This is a genomic window from Rouxiella silvae (genome assembly GCF_002093625.1).
Classification (GTDB): domain Bacteria; phylum Pseudomonadota; class Gammaproteobacteria; order Enterobacterales; family Enterobacteriaceae; genus Rouxiella; species Rouxiella silvae.
Genome location: NZ_MRWD01000035.1, coordinates 1 through 15,819, shown reverse-complemented (window position 1 = coordinate 15,819; position 15,819 = coordinate 1). Strand labels below are relative to the sequence as shown.

Genomic DNA, 15,819 nt, shown 5'->3' with positions numbered 1-15,819 from the left:
AAACCGACGTTTTCTCCCCTTTTAATCAGGACTGAAATTTACGAGAAATTACTTCAGTTCGTCAACCATCGTGGCAGCACGACCAATATAATTGGCCGGCGTCATGGCCTTAAGACGCACTTTCTCTTCTTCCGGCAGTTCGAGGCTGTCGATGAAAACTTTCATGCCTTCTGCGTCAACGCGCTTGCCGCGGGTCAGCTCTTTTAACTTCTCGTAAGGCTTTTCGATGCCGTAGCGACGCATTACAGTCTGGATAGGCTCAGCCAGCACTTCCCAATTACGATCCAGCTCGCCCACCAGGTTGGCTTCGTTGACTTCCAGCTTGCTGATGCCTTTTTGGGTTGCCTGATAGGCAATCAGCGCATAGCCCAGACCGACACCGAGATTACGCAGTACGGTAGAGTCAGTCAGGTCACGCTGCCAGCGAGAGACAGGCAGTTTGCTTGCCAGATGGCTAAGCACAGCGTTTGAAAGGCCCAAGTTGCCTTCGGAGTTTTCAAAGTCAATCGGGTTAACTTTATGCGGCATGGTTGAAGAACCAATCTCACCGGCAATGGTTTTTTGTTTGAAGTGGTTAAGCGCAATGTAACCCCAAATGTCTCTGTCGAAGTCGATCAGAATGGTGTTAAAGCGCGCCACGCAGTCAAACAGTTCGGCAATGTAGTCGTGCGGCTCGATCTGAGTGGTATACGGGTTCCAGTTAATGCCCAGTGAGGTCACAAATTCTTCACTAAACTGGTGCCAGTTCACTTCAGGGTAGGCGACGATGTGAGCATTATAGTTGCCCACCGCACCGTTGATTTTACCCAGAATTTCGACCTGTTGCAGTTGTTTGACCTGACGGTCCATACGGTAGGCCACGTTGGCAAACTCTTTACCTACGGTAGAGGGCGTTGCTGGCTGGCCGTGCGTGCGGGAAAGCAGTGGAATGTCGCGATACTGGTGCGCCAGTGCTTTGATAGAATCGATAATTCTCAACCAGTAAGGCAATACGACGTCTTGACGCGCGGTTTGCAGCATCAGCGCGTGCGACAGGTTGTTAATGTCTTCTGAAGTACAGGCAAAGTGGATAAACTCAGAAACAGCATGCAGCGCGGGAATATTGGCCACTTTTTCTTTCAGGAAATATTCCACAGCCTTAACGTCATGGTTAGTGGTTTTTTCGATATCTTTTATACGCTGAGCGTCTTTTTCATCGAAATTGGCCACTAACTGGTCAAGGAAAGCGTTTGCGTCGGCATCAAAAGCAGGAACTTCTTTAATTTCTGCACAGGTGGCCAGTTTTTGCAGCCAACGTACTTCAACCTGCACGCGAAACTTCAGCAGGCCAAACTCGCTGAAAATTGTGCGCAGCGCGCTGACTTTGTCACCGTAGCGTCCATCAACGGGGGAAACGGCTGTCAGTGAGGATAATTCCATCGGTAGCAACTCCAGAGCTTATTAACAGTAGAATTTCATACCTGCGCAGTGCAGGTATGGTAAATCAGATTTTCAGCAACGGGCGAGAATAGCTTTTGCCTGTTCGAACAATCGGTTACGAGAAAACATTAGCTGCAGGCGACCACCGCCTACTTGCTGCCACAGTACTGCTGCGCGGATACCCGCGAGAAGTAAGGCACGGACTTTAGCCTGAATCTGGGTGTTCTGCAAAATCGCCGGCGAACCGACCACCTGAATCCGCGGTCCGGCTGGGCTAACAATATCGACATAAATCGAAGCCAAGGAACTGATAACCTGCTCGGATTCAAGGTCGTAGTGAGCCAGTTGGCGGTCGAGCTGATCGATACGCAGGCTCAGTTGATCCATTGAAGATTTCTTGGCATGAAGTTTACGCTCCAGCACCATCAGGCTCAAGGTATAGCGCGTTAGTTCGGCGCCCAGGCCCTGCCGATTAGCATTAAGCACGCCGAGCAAGGTTTCGAGACCCATTTTGAGATTAGCTTCATTATTACCGTAGACCGCAAGCGTAGACGCAGGATTCATTTCGAGCAGACTGCGTAGGGAAACGGTCATCTCTTCTTTGGCGCATGTACCTTCGTGGGCAAGCTGTTGAACTAAACGCGCAGACTGGCACATTCCAGCCAATGCCAGCGTAATGTCATAATAATTTTTGGCCACGGTTACTCCTGTAAGCGCTGTTCGACAGCAAGGTTCTGCGACTTTTGCGGATGTCCAACTAATGGCGACAGATCATGCCATAAAATGACGGCTAAACACAGAGCCGAAAAGCAGGGAATCTCCCTCATCAATCGATAAGATAGGGGGTCATAGCCCAAACGTTGTTTCAGTCATAAGACTTCGCCCTGATTTGTTGATTAAATAAGCGCAGAAGCCACTTTCAATATTTATCAAAAAAGGAAGAGTAGATGAAGACGTTAGCGTGGTACGCCGTGTGTTCAATGGTTTCTTTCACAGCATTTAGCGCTGTTGCCGAGATGCCGGGTAAGTCGATAGATCAACGAACACAGACCTGCTCTAAAAATGCGGTAACAACGATAGATTCAGAAACCTGCCTGCAAAATGGCTATGCGGAGTGGGACAAAGAGCTCAACGTGCAATATCAGGCGCTGCTTAAAGGGCAATCTGCTGAGGCAAAAAAAGCCATTGTTCAGTCCCAGCGCGATTGGTTGACGTACCAAAAATCCTATTTTGCCGCATTGGACAGTTTTTATCGTCAACAGCAGGGGACTATTTGGGGCATAGTTGATGCGCAGGCCAAGCTGGATTTTATCCGCGCAAAAGCGATTGAGTTAAATACCTGGCAGGGAAGTACAGATGTGAGCGGAGGGCAGGGATAAGCGGTAACGAGAGATAAAGTACAGGGCATCAGTGATGCCCTGTACTTTAAGATATTTTTAACCGTTAAACTAACGGAATGCGCTGTTCAATAACGCCGCCGCCAAGGCAAATTTCACCCTGATAAAACACCGCAGACTGGCCTGGTGTTACCGCAGCAACGGGCGATTCGAAGCGAACTTCAATACGATTGTCGTCTAAAGGTGTAATCACGCAGGGAATATCTTCCTGGCGATAGCGGGTTTTGACGACGCAGTGCAGTGGCGACGTGATTGGCTGACGATCGACCCAGTCAAGTTGTTGAGCAATCAGCCCAACCGACATCAGGCGGGGGTGCTCGTGACCTTGCGCAACATACAAAATGTTGTTGGCAACATCTTTATCTACCACATACCAAGGGTCTTCACCGCCGTCTTTCTGGCCACCAATGCCCAGACCCTTGCGCTGACCCAGCGTGTGATACATCAAGCCCTGATGCTGGCCCATGTCCTGTCCGTCAACACTCTTGATTGGGCCGGGTTGTGCGGGCAGGTAGCGTCCGAGGAAATCACGGAATTTGCGCTCACCGATGAAGCAGATACCCGTCGAATCTTTTTTCTTGGCGGTAACTAACTCTTGCTCTTCGGCAATACGGCGCACTTCTGGCTTCTCAAGCTCGCCCACTGGGAACAGGCTTTTGGCAATCTGATCGCTTCCCAATGTGTAAAGGAAGTAACTCTGGTCTTTATTACCGTCGAGGCCGCGTAAAAGCTGGCTCTTGCCATTGCTGTCCTGACGGCGGACGTAGTGCCCGGTTGCAATGTAATCCGCGCCCAGGTCTTCCGCTGCGAACTCAAGGAATGCTTTAAACTTTATCTCTTTGTTGCACAGAATGTCGGGATTAGGCGTGCGTCCGGCCTTGTATTCCTGCAGAAAATGCTCGAATACGTTGTCCCAATACTCTGCGGCAAAATTAATGGTGTGCAGCTTGATACCCAGCTTGTCGCTTACCGCTTGCGCATCGGCAAGGTCAGTTGCGGCCGAGCAATACTCTTCATCGTCGTCCTCTTCCCAATTCTTCATAAAGAGTCCCTCAACCTGATATCCCTGTTGTTGTAGCAGGTAGGCAGATACTGAGGAGTCGACGCCGCCGGACATTCCGACGATCACTTTTTTCTGGCTGTTGTCAGACATAGCAGTTCCAAAACATAGAGTCATAACCCGTTAAACGCCGTCCACACGAGGATGAAGGCCGCGCGCCGACTGCGTTTTGTTCGGGGGCATAAAAAAATAGCAGGCAGAATTTTATCACGTTGGCCGTAGGGCTGCACGGGTGAATGGTGCTACGCCGCAGGCGCAGGAGGTGATGGCTTATACATTATAATTGCCGAGAACTTCCAGCGGATAACGTGCGGTCTGTTGATACAGGCGAATGCTTTCGGCAACCAGCGGCGAGCGCAGCTGGGTGGAGCTAAATATTTCTTCGGCGCTTAGCCAGCGGCAGCCGGAAATATCGCTGTCCTGCGGAGCGGTTGCCATCATTTCAGGAAGGTCAATCACGAAGCAAAAACGCAGGAACGCGGTCTCATCCGGCGCCTGCCATTGATGCAAACCCATGAAAAATTGCGGTGCTGCATCTATTCCTGTTTCTTCAAACAGTTCGCGACGCGCGGCGGCAATCAACGTTTCATTAGCTTCAAGATGACCGGCCGGCTGATTCAACGTCAGCTTGCCGTGAATAATTTCGTCAACCAGCAAAAACTTGCCTTCGGCCTGAACCACGCAGGCGACGGTGACATTGGGTTTAAACATGTGTTATCTCCTTCCATTCACCCGGCGCCAAATCGCCCAGTGTCAGCTCACCCATGCTGTAGCGAATAAGCCGTAACGTAGGATAGCCGATATGCGCGGTCATGCGCCGCACTTGACGATTTTTACCTTCATATAGGGTGATTTTCAGCCAGCAAGTAGGAATACTTTTGCGCTCACGTATAGGCGGAATGCGTTCCCACAGCCACGCGGGCGGGTCGACGACCTCAATACCGGCGGGCAATGTTTTCCCATCTTTAAGCGGCAACCCGCGGCTAAAGGCCATCAGTGCAGCTTCGTCGGGCACTCCCTCGACCTGTGCAAAATATATTTTGGCCGTGCGTTTGCCTGGTTGAGTCAATTTTGCCTGCAATTGCCCGTCATTGGTCAGCACCAAAAGACCTTCGCTGTCTCTGTCGAGTCGACCCGCGGCATAGACGTTCCCGACAGAAATATAGTCCTTCAGCGTTGCGCGTCCCGCTTCGTCAGTAAACTGTGGCAGCACGTCAAAGGGCTTGTTGAAAAGAAGGACTTTTCGTTCCTCTTTTAACAAATTTTTATCCTTATGTGGCTGGGTGCTGAAACGTTTAATGCTGTGATTTTTAACAAAGAATTTATTCATAGTCGTTGTGATAGCGAATTATGGGAGCATTATACTTGAAAATTGTTTGCGATTGGCGTCGGGAAAATATTCAAGTAGTATTGGCCTGCATCCTACAAATATTTAACAAATAATGCGCTGAAGGAGAGGTTAATGGAAAGCAAAGTAGTTGTTCCGGCTAAAGGTACCAAGATTACCGTTGATGCCAAGGGTAAACTGGTTGTTCCTAATAATCCTATCATCCCTTTTATTGAGGGAGACGGTATCGGTGTTGATGTTACTCCGGCAATGCTCAAAGTTGTCGATGCGGCTGTTCAGAAGGCTTACAACGGTGAGAGAAAAATTTCCTGGATGGAAATCTACACCGGTGAGAAATCTGTAGAGCTGTACGGTCAAGACGTTTGGTTACCCCAGGAAACGCTGGATCTGATCCGTGATTACCGCGTTGCCATCAAAGGCCCACTGACTACGCCGGTCGGCGGCGGTATTCGTTCCCTGAACGTAGCCCTGCGCCAACAGTTAGATCTGTATATCTGTCTGCGTCCGGTTCGTTATTACACCGGCACGCCAAGCCCGGTTAAACGCCCTGAAGATATCGACATGGTTATTTTCCGCGAAAACTCCGAAGATATCTATGCGGGTATCGAGTGGAAAGCCGGTTCTGCTGAAGCGGATAAAGTGATCAAATTCCTGCAAGACGAAATGGGCGTGAACAAAATCCGTTTCCCACAGGACTGCGGCATTGGCGTGAAACCTTGCTCTGAAGAGGGCACCAAGCGTTTGGTACGTGCGGCTATTGAATACACTATCACTAACGATCGTGATTCACTGACGCTGGTACATAAAGGCAACATCATGAAATTCACCGAAGGTGCGTTCAAAGATTGGGGTTACCAGCTGGCTCGTGAAGAGTTTGGCGGTGAACTCATTGACGGCGGCCCTTGGGTCAAAATCAAGAATCCGAACAACGGCAAAGATATCATCATTAAAGACGTTATCGCCGATGCGTTCCTCCAGCAAATCCTGCTGCGCCCTGCTGAATATGACGTTATCGCCTGTATGAACCTTAACGGTGACTACATCTCCGACGCCCTGGCGGCACAGGTTGGTGGTATTGGTATTGCTCCGGGTGCCAACATTGGTTCCGAATGCGCGCTGTTTGAAGCTACCCACGGTACCGCACCAAAATATGCCGGTCAGGATAAGGTGAACCCAGGTTCAGTGATCCTTTCTGCAGAAATGATGCTGCGTCATATGGAATGGTTCGAAGCGGCCGACCTGATTGTGAAGGGAATGGAAGCGGCGATTGCCAAGAAAACCGTGACCTACGATTTCGAACGTCTGATGGACGGCGCTAAGCTGTTGAAATGTTCAGAGTTTGGCGACGCGATGATCGCGAATATGTAATGTCGGGAAACCGAGATGCATGAGACGGGAGCCGAGAGGGTCCCGTTTTTTTTAGGACAACATGATCCTTCTGCAAAACTCCTGCAAAACCCTTCTGCAAAAAAACGATCCGTTTTCATTATGGCTTCGGTCCAAAAACTCCGATCGTGCGCACCTCTCAAGTTTTTTCTAACTCTTTTCACTTTTCCAAATTATCGCTTGGGCAGCAATCACGGTTTTTTTATCAGAGTCGTAGGTCACTGCTGGATTTCCATAAAGCTCATATCCAAGATCGAGTGCAGCAGAAACACGATGGCAGAAGGATGCGTCATCCGGACCAGTCAAAATCCTGTATCTTGGCAGTCCTTCGGGGGGATTATTCGTCATGGGGGTCTCCTTAAGATTGATGTGCTCCATAGCCGCTAAGATATAAGACGAGTAGAAAGTAACGTCGCGACGCGCCCTTTTTGGGCTTAACAGGGTGTTGCTGTGAGCCTATACAGGTTGCCTGAACTTTTCCAAGAGTGAAATCGATAATGAATGGAATTTAAAATTCAGAGAATGTCGATCAGCTCAAACTCTTCTACAACCAGTTCCATATCGTAGGTATAAGTCCCCGCTCTTTCGAAAAACTCTTGGTGGCCGGTCCTCCAATACTGAAGACTGAGATCTCCTTCGCCTTCTTTTTTAGCGATGTCTTCAGTGACATCGCAGAAACGAATCAGCCTCATGGCGATCGTTCTGATGACACAGACCGGCTTTTGTTCGCCGTTTAAAATAATGTTGTAACAGCCCATTGTGGGCGGTGTTTCTTCTGATTTTAAAGCAGTCAGTGAGCCACATCCTGCCGTTTTTATTCCTTTAATGACTAGATTTGATAATTCATTAGCCATTTCTGGGGTATCTCCAAACTGCCATACAAGAGCGTCAGGATATTTTTGCTTGAGTATCGCCATTGTGTTTTTCATAAATTCCTATTAAATCAATCCATTAATTCAATCAGTAATCATACTAAAATGTGGCAACCCGAACAGATATAATGTTAGTGAGATGAGATGGTGATCAAAATTTTATGAAAGGTAGGGACCATGAGAGCAGGAATGAAGGAAAAAATTATTAGGATCTGCGAGGATAAAATTGCGGCAAAAGGTGTGGATGTCGGCCTGTCTTTTTATGCTTTCTTCGCTAATAAAAATGATGATCCAGAGTTGCTGATGGAGGTTGCTCAGTGGTGGATTATGGCGATGAAACTGGACCATTTCGAAAAGGCGACAAAAATCAAATCACTCATATTATCGGCGTGAATTCGCATGCTTAGGTCATCAGTAATATTATTCTTAGCGGTGTTTATTCATTTATTGAGGTAAAAGATGAGAAGGTTCCTCGTGTTTTTTGAATCATTTGATTTTTGGGGATCTCATAAACAGAAAATTCTGATGATGTTTTAGTCATGCCGGGTAGCATGTTTCTTTTCATGTGCTGACTCTCTAGTGTGTCAATTTCACCATTAGGCATTATTGTTATTTGCCCTTTAGTACCCAGATAGTGCACGAAATGACTCCTCACCAGATAGCGATTGCCGTCGACACCTTTCATGGGGACCTCAATGGCCGTGCAAGTTTCTGTTACTTTTGTCTTTTCTGGGTTTTTTGTACCAATTAAGTGGTTAACAAGGTCTGATTCCAAAGGTGTGTCTATTGCTTTAACAAAGCGAGTTTCTCGTGCCAAATATTTCTTATTACTCCCAACAGGGTCCATGTAATAGAAACCATAACTGTCGGATGTTTCTAACGCACCTTTAGATTTTGTATAGATCGTAAAGGGTTTTTTTAAAACATTAACTACTTTTTCAATGTTGTTAGTGAAAATGCAGGCTTCATGTTTTTCGGTTTTATTCGTTATGAACTGTGTTAATAATTTATGCGCAGTGATGATATTTGGATACATTAAACTTTTCCATGTCTAATTTAAAAGTAAAAAATCAACTTTAAAAAGTTGGTTTTAGGAAAAGAATCGCAGCAGAATTTATTGGGCCAGCCACTCAGTGTTGGCCCAATAATGTATTTATTTTTGCGCTTCTGCCGCTTTCTCTTTTTTAGCTTTAGCCGCCATGTGATGACCGACTACGCAACCGCCAACCGCCCCTAAAACAGCATGGTGGTGTGCAACGTGACCGGCCACAGCACCCACGGCTGCGCCTTTCAAGCAACCTTCTGCACGAGCCATAGAAGTGGCAGACATTAAAACCGCAAATACAGCAAAGCTACAGGCAATCTTACGCATACTTATATCCCCAAAGGAAGAATGAACTCAGTGTAAAACATGTCATAAGTCCTGGTAGGCTGTCATCGCCGCTTCTGTAAGCAAGTGATGCTTTTGTTACGAGCAAATTGGCGGTGCATTGGCGTTAGGCTGACAGTGGCAAAGTATGCAGCCTGACGCCGTTTACAATTAAGGGATTTTTCGGCGTAGTTTTATGGCAGTTTAAGATTGGTTTAATCAATATTTTGTTTTAAAGTGGTTTAAACTGTATAAATAACACTCAGTATGAGTCCGTGTTTCAGTTTTACTCTGCGAAACGAATAAGGATGCCGCTATGTCCAATCAAGAGCAGTTAGAGGCGCTGATGGCGCGTATCGAAGCGCTGGAACAACGCGAGAAGCAACTTACCTATGCCTCAAATGCCTATCAGGCTATTTTGACGACTCTGCTAGGTAATCTTGATAAAAACACCCGAGACAAAGTGATCCATATGGTCGATCAGGCCCATGATATAGCCTACGCCCGTGCTAATCTTGAGCAAAAAAGCAATATTCTCGGTGCAGATGATATCACGCAGCGTATTTTTCTCTTTGCTCAGGGGCGGGCTGCCCAGTCAAGATAGCCATATTATTTTGCGATTGTGAGCACTCATGATCTCCCCATCGGCATTCTCCACACTATGAGCGCCGGTCTGTTCTCAACATGTTGATCGCCGCACCTATCAAAATGCGTTGCTGAACGCCAGCTGCGGCCAACTCGTGTTCAAGATATTTAACCAACGAATCTGCCGCGAGGGGTTCACCTCGATGCTGAAGCTGGATCACTGCCTCACCAATGATGCGAGCAACTTCGTCCCAAAGGGGTTGGATCTCGCTTTCCGAGAAATGCATAGGGCCTCCCGTCTGTACGAATAATCTTCAATTTATCATCTGAGTAAACAGAGGCAAGTGTAATAAACAAGCAATATATGAGAAGGAAGAGGTTGTGACATGAAGATTTCAGAAATGAGCCCCGCCTTTCAGAGACTTGGCGGGGCTGTTTAGAGAAATGTAAAACTGAACTCAGTGCTTAATCACATACAGATCTTTGGCATAAACACGGCCCTGCGGGTCATGATTATCAAATCCGCCGATAAACGGTTTAACCAATTTGGCACTCACGTAGTGATAAAGCGGCACTATCGGCGCCTGAGAACTCAGAATATCCTCAGCTTTCTGATAGTCTTTTTCGACCTGATCCTTGCTGGTGGCCGCCAGCGCATCGTCCAAAACTTTATCGTACTCCGCATTGCTGAATTTAGGCGTATTCTCGCTGTTATCGGAGCGGAAAGTGTTCAGGAAAGTTGAGGGTTCATTGTAGTCTGCTATCCATGCATAACGCACCACGTCGTAATTACCCTGATGCATCGTGTCGAGCATGGTTTTCCATTCTTGATTTTGCAGGACTGCGGTCACCCCCAGATTTTTCTTCCACATTGATGACGCTGCGATAGCAATGTGCTGATGGGATTCACTGGTGTTATACAGCAGGTTAAATTTCAACGGATGCTGTGGGCCAAATCCTGCTTCTGCCAACAGTTTACGGGCCTCTTCGTTGCGCTGTTCCTGTGTTTGTTTTGCCATTGCTGACGGTTTAAAAGTATAACCGCCGGTATTGTCAGGCGTGATGGTATAAGCCGCCGTTTGACCCTGACCCAATACTTTATTGGCAATAATATCGCGGTCTAATCCGAGGCTAAGCGCCTGTCGAACACGCACGTCGTTGAACGGTGGTTTCTGATTATTAAACGCATAGTAATAAACCCCGAGATAAGGATTGGTATGCACTTGCGAGCCTAGCTCTTTCTTTAAGGAAGCAAACTGTACTTCGGGAATGGTGAGCGTGATATCGATTTCACCGGCCTTGTAGCGGTTAACATCGGCAGCCCCGGAGGCAATGGGCAAGTAGGTCATCTGTGTGAGAACGGTGTGGGCATTGTCCCAGTATTTATCGTTTCTGACGGCGGTGACGCGTTCATTTACCGTCCAACTGTTCAATTTGAAAGGACCGCTGCTGACCAGATTGCCCGGCTGCGTCCATTTATCGCCAAATTTTTCGACGTTGGCCTGACTTACTGGGAACAAAGAATAGTGAGCAATCATTTGCAGGAAATATGACATTGGTCGGGTCAGTTCGACCTGAACGGTCTGCGCATCCAGTGCCTTGACGCCAAGCTGGTCGGCTGGCATTTTCCCGGCAATGATGCTGTCGGCATTCACTACGTGCACGGTGCCAAGATAGCTTTCATACGGAGAAACTGTTTTAGGATCGATGAGGCGTCGCCAGCTGTAAACGACGTCCTGGGCGGTAATTGGAGAGCCGTCAGACCAGCGAAGTCCAGGACGCAAATGGAATATCCAGGTTTTGTTGTCTTTGGTTTCCCAGCTTTCGGCCAGTTCCGGGCGTGCATTACCGTTGTCATCAATACTGACTAAACCGACAAACAGGTCGCCGAGAATATTACTTTCGACGCTACTCTCTGCCTTTTGCAGGTCCAGCGTAGCGGGTTCAGAACCGTTATTACGCACAACTTCCTGTTTCTGCGCCAGTTCGACCCCAGCAGGTACGTTGGCCGCGTTAACCATTAATGGAGATAAACAAAGACCCGTAATCAATAGTGCAAGAGGAAGTCGTTTAAACCCTGTGTTGCATCTTTGCATCGTCATTTTCCCATTCAAATTAATATTCGATATATCAATAAGTAACAGGTCATAAATAGCGCTATTAGCATAATTAATCAATATGTAATCGAGGGTTTTGGAACCGCGCTCATTAAGTATTAGAAGTCTGCATGAGTATGTGCTGGGATCCAGTAGCCGTCGATAAACTCTTCAATCGGATAGCATCCTGCCTGATTCAGACCCTGCTGGCGCATAGCAACCCGACATTCTGCAACGGTGTTAAAGGCGTCTACCACTAAATCGTCACAACCTCCGCCGAGATAACATACGGTTAAAACCAGTGCGAACATCTTTGCCTCCTTTCGTTTTACTCAATTAATCATAGAAGCTTTGGCGAGATCCGGCTGCGGCGTGTTATCCTTTGCGCCGTTTTTTTATGAATAATATTGAGTACCGAGGAGTTACGGGGATGTCACAGAGCTTATCTAAAGAACAGGAACTAGAGTCAGATTTGGTTGCGTGCCAACTGGTAATTAAACAAATCCTGGATGTTATTGACATTATAGCGCCAACTGAAGTGCGCGATAAAATGTCACATCAGTTGAAAAACATCGATTTTAGTACGCATCCTGCGGGCGCCGATCCGGTAACTCGTCGTGCGATTGAAAAAGCGATTTCGTTGATCGAGCTGAAGTTTACCAAGCACGACAGCTAGGACGTGTCGCGAGAGAGCTTTTGCGAAGAATATCTGTAATACGGTGTCGACAAAGCCCGCAGGCAAGCCTGCGGGCTTTGTTTATGACGGCTAGGATTTGTCTACGACGTCACCTATTTTCTTGAAAATAGGGCAGTTAGCGACGCCAACGATGCCGCTATCACTGTGAATATATTGCGAGTCAACAATCCCTCTTGCCGTTAAATATTGGCATTTCAAGCCGAGACCTGCGGCGTTTTCACTGCTGCCTACGGTCACACCGTAGCCTGAAAACAGGAAAACCGCGTAGATAACCGCTAATACAACAATTGTTTTAATCACGCTCATTCCTTATTCTGTCTTAATGACTCTGGCTAAAATCACCGTAAAGTATAAACATAAATCGAACGTCAACGCTTCTCTAATACTCTGAAAAAAATCATGAAAGATAGAAGGGGCATTCTATGCTGCACGTCGGTTTTAGCCCAGATAGGGACTTCTCCGTTTGAAGTTTGTTTAACTTATACAGAGTAGGATAGGTTGATGTTTTACTACGTCTCGGACGCAGATTTTGGGCATCAATAAGCGTGTGATAACTCCTAAGAGATCTGCCATCAAACTGAAAAAACCCCTTTTTAGCGTCAGGAAAATCGTGGCTTTTGTCGTTTTCCTGCTGCTGTGCGTAGGGCTCTATCTCCTTGCTCTGAACAGCTATTGCGATCAGGGAGGCAGCTTCGATCTCGGGATTTGCTCGGTCACCTCATTTATCCCTTGGTAGGCGTTAAATCCCTTCAGAAGCGTCTGTTTTTTCGTGAATACCTTCCCTGTATTTCAGACAATGATAAGATAGGCGTCTGGTTAATCAAGTTGTAGGGTTGTCAATGTTCAGTGAAGTCATGGGCCAATCAAGCCTGGCCACCGTTGTGTTGGGTTTGCTGTCCGCACTGTTATTTTTACTGGTGTGGTTCGTGGTTAACCGTGCCAGCGTTAAGGCAAATTTGCAGGTCCAATTGTTGACTGAAATCGCAGAGCAGCAGCGCCGTCAAACTGAATTATTGGAAGCATTACTCAAGGCCCAAGGCAATGAGATGCCAGAAGCCGTTGAAGATGACTCGGCCTTTGGATTGAGGGGTTTTATTCCCGAAAGATAATTGAGTTTATTACCTAAAAGCCGCCGTAATGGCGGTTTTTGCGTTCATAAAACTGTCTTAATTCTGATGTAGCTTGTCTCATGACAACTTGGCTGGATGAATGACAGATGATTAAATGGACTGAAGAGCACGATAACGAACTGAATCACAACGTCGCTTTGCTGACAGGTGAAGAGCCTGATAAATGGTATCCCTACGGCGGCGTTAAGGGAAAAGACTACTGCAACAATCCCTCCGATGCTTGGCCGATAATATGCGCCAATAAAATCAGTATTAATTTCAATGAATTGCCAGAAAGTAAAGACTGGTCTGCTCAAATTTCCAGTTCGGAAGGACAATGGCAGGCGAGCTGTACGCGACCTTTGCGCGCGGCAATGATTTGTTTCTTGTTAAGTAAGACTTGCGCGTAACAAAAAGCGCAGAGATACTCAATCTGTTACAAGCTATAAACAAAGCAGTGATTCGAATAAGCGTCGCATAAAGCGATGAGTATCAAGTGATTAATGTTTCCTCATTTCGACAGCAGTGTCTAAGGCGGAGTCCATTATGAAGCGCATCATTAAAGGTGATAAAACTCTCTCTCATCTGGTCGTGGCTCACGCAGCCATCGACAGTCATGAAAAAGCCTATGGCAAAAGACGCCAGGGCTGGCCCTCAACTTACCTGATCAAATACAAAGACGCCCGTGTTGCCGTGGAAGTGGTTACGCGTCGGCAGTCCTACGTTGCGACTTTAATGATTGGAGCCCGAAACCTTACCAAGCTTTGTGGGATGGCAGCCTGACGTACGGCTGACAGTGTAGTCACACAACTAACCCTGTTTTTGTAATAGCTCAAAGACCCTGCCGACGTTAATTGCGTCGGTAGGGTCTTTTTTTGCAACTGAATACGCCTTAAAAATACCTGACATTAGCTTAAGTGGCCGTGCGAACACGGGGTTGCACTTTTTATAGTGAAAATCGTTTAACCTTTATGATACTAAAGAGAGGGGTTGATTAAATAGTCAACTTTGCCTGCAAAATTTTCTATAAGGGAAATCATGGCCGAAAAAAATCCCTACTACGACCCGGCGAAGCCGCACCACACCCCACAGGGGTTCACCAATCCGGAACCCGAGGTGCGCCAGTCAGGCGACTTCAAGCGTTGGCGTAAAGAGCGCAAGGAGCAAGGTTTCCCTCGGCCTCCGCACAGTGGCTATGAGCAGTTTATAAACGAATGGTGTCAGACGCCGGATTTCAGCGGCACCGAAGACCGACTGTGGTTCTTGGGGCACGCGTGTCTGCTGCTGCGTGTTGCTGGACGCTATGTTCTGACTGACCCGGTACTTTCTGAACGTGCTTCTCCCCTGAGCTTCTATGGCCCGCGTCGGAAAACGCCCGCTGCGGTGAGCGTGGCGGATTTGCCCGTAATAGATTACGTGATGATTTCACACAATCATTACGATCATCTTGATAGGTCAACCATTCGTAAACTGGTTAAGCGCTTTCCGCAGGCCATTTTCCTGGTTCCTTTGGGAATGAAACCTTGGCTTGAACGTCAGGGGGCCCATTTCATCGAAGAGCTGGATTGGTGGGATGCGCTTATCATGGAGGGTGTCAGTTTTCATGCCGTACCTGCGCGCCACTGGAGTATGCGGACGCCCTGGGACCGAAATCGCTCGCTATGGTGTGGCTGGGTCATTAAGCACCATGAATTGAGCTTCTACTTTTCCGGCGACAGTGGCTACAGCGAACAGTTTGCTCAAATCGGACAGCGTCTGGGCCCCTTTGATATTGCTGCGATTCCCATCGGCGCTTATGCACCAAGATGGTTCATGCAGTCACATCATATGGACCCTCAACAGGCGGTAGAGGTGTTTAAAGAGACCCGATGTCATCGTGCTATTCCCATCCATTGGGGGGTATTCGAATTGGCCGATGAATCGTTAGATGAACCGCCAAAAGAATTAGTCAGTGCGATTGAGCAGGGCGGCTTGAGCGCTGAAAACTTCTCACCGTTAAAAATAGGGCAACATATTTCGTTATGAAAATTGAGACGCGATATTTCTGAAGGATTAGAAATTAGCGTCTGAATTTTTCGGATAAGACATTTTATCAATTAAAAACAGCGTAATAAAACCCCTCTTGTTAATTTCTTGTTAAAACAAACCCGTTGCGTTTTTAGCCAAAAACAAAAAAATGCCAGTTCCGCTATACAGAACAATCACTGGTTAAGTCTCATTAATCGAACGTCGACCAGAGATAACTTGATTTTTAGCCTATATGGCAGATGTTTTGACCAATGTCTGGGTGTTCATCTCATGTCGCCTTCTCGACAGGCCGCATTGGCACTGGCTTGCCACGCGCTTATCAAAGAGTTTCTGAGTGGATGCCGCCTTATCAGCGAGGCAAAAATGTGATGATAAAAATATTAAATAATAAAAGTGCCAACTGGCTCACGGTTATTCTAAATTTGATTATTGAATATGCTTTGCCACGCTATG

At 47.2% G+C, this 15,819-nt stretch carries 23 protein-coding genes; 10 read left to right on the top strand and 13 right to left on the bottom strand.

The window, feature by feature from the left end; all coding sequences use genetic code 11:
- Window positions 1-48 precede the first annotated feature (48 nt).
- Both purB and hflD read right to left on the bottom strand, forming a co-directional pair.
- Window positions 49-1,419 (bottom strand): adenylosuccinate lyase, encoded by a 1,371-nt coding sequence (gene purB, locus BS639_RS14780; protein ID WP_084983474.1) that lies wholly within the window; start codon window positions 1,417-1,419, stop codon window positions 49-51.
- Window positions 1,420-1,491: 72 nt separating this feature from the next.
- On the bottom strand, window positions 1,492-2,118 hold the full coding sequence (gene hflD, locus BS639_RS14775; protein WP_055778935.1) for a high frequency lysogenization protein HflD: 627 nt from the start codon (window positions 2,116-2,118) through the stop codon (window positions 1,492-1,494).
- A gap of 248 nt (window positions 2,119-2,366) precedes the next feature.
- Between hflD and BS639_RS14770 the strand changes: the two genes are divergently transcribed.
- Window positions 2,367-2,798: a lysozyme inhibitor LprI family protein gene (locus BS639_RS14770; protein ID WP_055778933.1), complete on the top strand. Its 432-nt coding sequence runs from the start codon at window positions 2,367-2,369 to the stop codon at window positions 2,796-2,798.
- Window positions 2,799-2,862: 64 nt separating this feature from the next.
- Here BS639_RS14770 and mnmA read toward each other — a convergent pair whose 3' ends face one another.
- From mnmA to rluE, 3 genes are all read right to left on the bottom strand, one after another.
- Window positions 2,863-3,969, bottom strand: a complete 1,107-nt coding sequence (mnmA, locus tag BS639_RS14765) for a tRNA 2-thiouridine(34) synthase MnmA (protein WP_055778932.1) — start codon at window positions 3,967-3,969, stop codon at window positions 2,863-2,865.
- Window positions 3,970-4,146: 177 nt separating this feature from the next.
- Entirely contained in the window at window positions 4,147-4,587 is a 441-nt protein-coding gene (locus BS639_RS14760; protein WP_055778929.1) for an NUDIX hydrolase, read from the bottom strand.
- On the bottom strand, window positions 4,580-5,206 hold the full coding sequence (gene rluE / locus BS639_RS14755) for a 23S rRNA pseudouridine(2457) synthase RluE (protein WP_055778926.1): 627 nt from the start codon (window positions 5,204-5,206) through the stop codon (window positions 4,580-4,582). Before rluE ends, BS639_RS14760 begins: the two co-directional genes overlap by 8 nt.
- Before the next feature lie 132 nt (window positions 5,207-5,338).
- Here rluE and icd point away from each other — a divergent pair, with 132 nt between their 5' ends.
- A complete protein-coding gene (icd, locus tag BS639_RS14750) occupies window positions 5,339-6,592 on the top strand; it encodes an NADP-dependent isocitrate dehydrogenase (RefSeq protein WP_084983473.1) in 1,254 nt (417 codons plus the stop codon).
- 168 nt (window positions 6,593-6,760) lie between these two features.
- Here the strand turns inward: icd and BS639_RS14745 are convergent, their stop codons facing one another.
- Both BS639_RS14745 and BS639_RS14740 read right to left on the bottom strand, forming a co-directional pair.
- Window positions 6,761-6,958, bottom strand: coding sequence for a DUF1737 domain-containing protein (locus BS639_RS14745; protein WP_084983472.1), 198 nt, complete (start codon window positions 6,956-6,958; stop codon window positions 6,761-6,763).
- A gap of 167 nt (window positions 6,959-7,125) precedes the next feature.
- Window positions 7,126-7,539 carry an ASCH domain-containing protein gene (locus BS639_RS14740; protein WP_055778739.1) on the bottom strand — a complete coding sequence of 138 codons (414 nt, stop codon included), beginning with the start codon at window positions 7,537-7,539 and terminating at the stop codon, window positions 7,126-7,128.
- Between the two features lie 120 nt (window positions 7,540-7,659).
- Between BS639_RS14740 and BS639_RS14735 the strand changes: the two genes are divergently transcribed.
- Window positions 7,660-7,875: a DUF6500 family protein gene (locus BS639_RS14735; protein WP_084983471.1), complete on the top strand. Its 216-nt coding sequence runs from the start codon at window positions 7,660-7,662 to the stop codon at window positions 7,873-7,875.
- Window positions 7,876-7,918: 43 nt separating this feature from the next.
- Here the strand turns inward: BS639_RS14735 and BS639_RS14730 are convergent, their stop codons facing one another.
- Both BS639_RS14730 and BS639_RS14725 read right to left on the bottom strand, forming a co-directional pair.
- Window positions 7,919-8,518 (bottom strand): hypothetical protein, encoded by a 600-nt coding sequence (locus BS639_RS14730; protein ID WP_084983470.1) that lies wholly within the window; start codon window positions 8,516-8,518, stop codon window positions 7,919-7,921.
- 117 nt (window positions 8,519-8,635) lie between these two features.
- Window positions 8,636-8,854 (bottom strand): hypothetical protein, encoded by a 219-nt coding sequence (locus BS639_RS14725; protein ID WP_055778729.1) that lies wholly within the window; start codon window positions 8,852-8,854, stop codon window positions 8,636-8,638.
- 313 nt (window positions 8,855-9,167) lie between these two features.
- Between BS639_RS14725 and BS639_RS14720 the strand changes: the two genes are divergently transcribed.
- On the top strand, window positions 9,168-9,455 hold the full coding sequence (locus BS639_RS14720; protein ID WP_055778725.1) for a hypothetical protein: 288 nt from the start codon (window positions 9,168-9,170) through the stop codon (window positions 9,453-9,455).
- Window positions 9,456-9,510: 55 nt separating this feature from the next.
- Here BS639_RS14720 and BS639_RS14715 read toward each other — a convergent pair whose 3' ends face one another.
- From BS639_RS14715 to BS639_RS14705, 3 genes are all read right to left on the bottom strand, one after another.
- Entirely contained in the window at window positions 9,511-9,723 is a 213-nt protein-coding gene (locus BS639_RS14715) for a hypothetical protein (protein WP_055778723.1), read from the bottom strand.
- Between the two features lie 171 nt (window positions 9,724-9,894).
- Window positions 9,895-11,532 carry an ABC transporter substrate-binding protein gene (locus BS639_RS14710; RefSeq protein ID WP_139804112.1) on the bottom strand — a complete coding sequence of 546 codons (1,638 nt, stop codon included), beginning with the start codon at window positions 11,530-11,532 and terminating at the stop codon, window positions 9,895-9,897.
- A 119-nt stretch (window positions 11,533-11,651) separates the two neighbouring features.
- Window positions 11,652-11,843: a YdfD/YebW family protein gene (locus BS639_RS14705; protein ID WP_055778720.1), complete on the bottom strand. Its 192-nt coding sequence runs from the start codon at window positions 11,841-11,843 to the stop codon at window positions 11,652-11,654.
- A 119-nt stretch (window positions 11,844-11,962) separates the two neighbouring features.
- On the opposite strand from BS639_RS14705, the gene BS639_RS14700 reads away from it, so the two are divergent.
- On the top strand, window positions 11,963-12,208 hold the full coding sequence (locus BS639_RS14700; RefSeq protein ID WP_055778717.1) for a DUF2766 family protein: 246 nt from the start codon (window positions 11,963-11,965) through the stop codon (window positions 12,206-12,208).
- Window positions 12,209-12,298: 90 nt separating this feature from the next.
- Here the strand turns inward: BS639_RS14700 and BS639_RS14695 are convergent, their stop codons facing one another.
- Window positions 12,299-12,535 carry a YobH family protein gene (locus BS639_RS14695; RefSeq protein WP_055778714.1) on the bottom strand — a complete coding sequence of 79 codons (237 nt, stop codon included), beginning with the start codon at window positions 12,533-12,535 and terminating at the stop codon, window positions 12,299-12,301.
- A gap of 301 nt (window positions 12,536-12,836) precedes the next feature.
- Here BS639_RS14695 and mgrB point away from each other — a divergent pair, with 301 nt between their 5' ends.
- From mgrB to BS639_RS14670, 5 genes are all read left to right on the top strand, one after another.
- Window positions 12,837-12,965 carry a PhoP/PhoQ regulator MgrB gene (gene mgrB / locus BS639_RS14690; RefSeq protein ID WP_407690309.1) on the top strand — a complete coding sequence of 43 codons (129 nt, stop codon included), beginning with the start codon at window positions 12,837-12,839 and terminating at the stop codon, window positions 12,963-12,965.
- A gap of 103 nt (window positions 12,966-13,068) precedes the next feature.
- Window positions 13,069-13,338, top strand: coding sequence for a YebO family protein (locus BS639_RS14685; protein ID WP_055778711.1), 270 nt, complete (start codon window positions 13,069-13,071; stop codon window positions 13,336-13,338).
- Window positions 13,339-13,445: 107 nt separating this feature from the next.
- Entirely contained in the window at window positions 13,446-13,748 is a 303-nt protein-coding gene (locus BS639_RS14680; protein WP_055778708.1) for a phage protein NinX family protein, read from the top strand.
- 136 nt (window positions 13,749-13,884) lie between these two features.
- Entirely contained in the window at window positions 13,885-14,121 is a 237-nt protein-coding gene (locus BS639_RS14675) for a DUF4060 family protein (protein ID WP_055778705.1), read from the top strand.
- A 255-nt stretch (window positions 14,122-14,376) separates the two neighbouring features.
- Entirely contained in the window at window positions 14,377-15,363 is a 987-nt protein-coding gene (locus tag BS639_RS14670; protein WP_055778700.1) for an MBL fold metallo-hydrolase, read from the top strand.
- The last annotated feature ends 456 nt before the right edge of the window (window positions 15,364-15,819 follow it).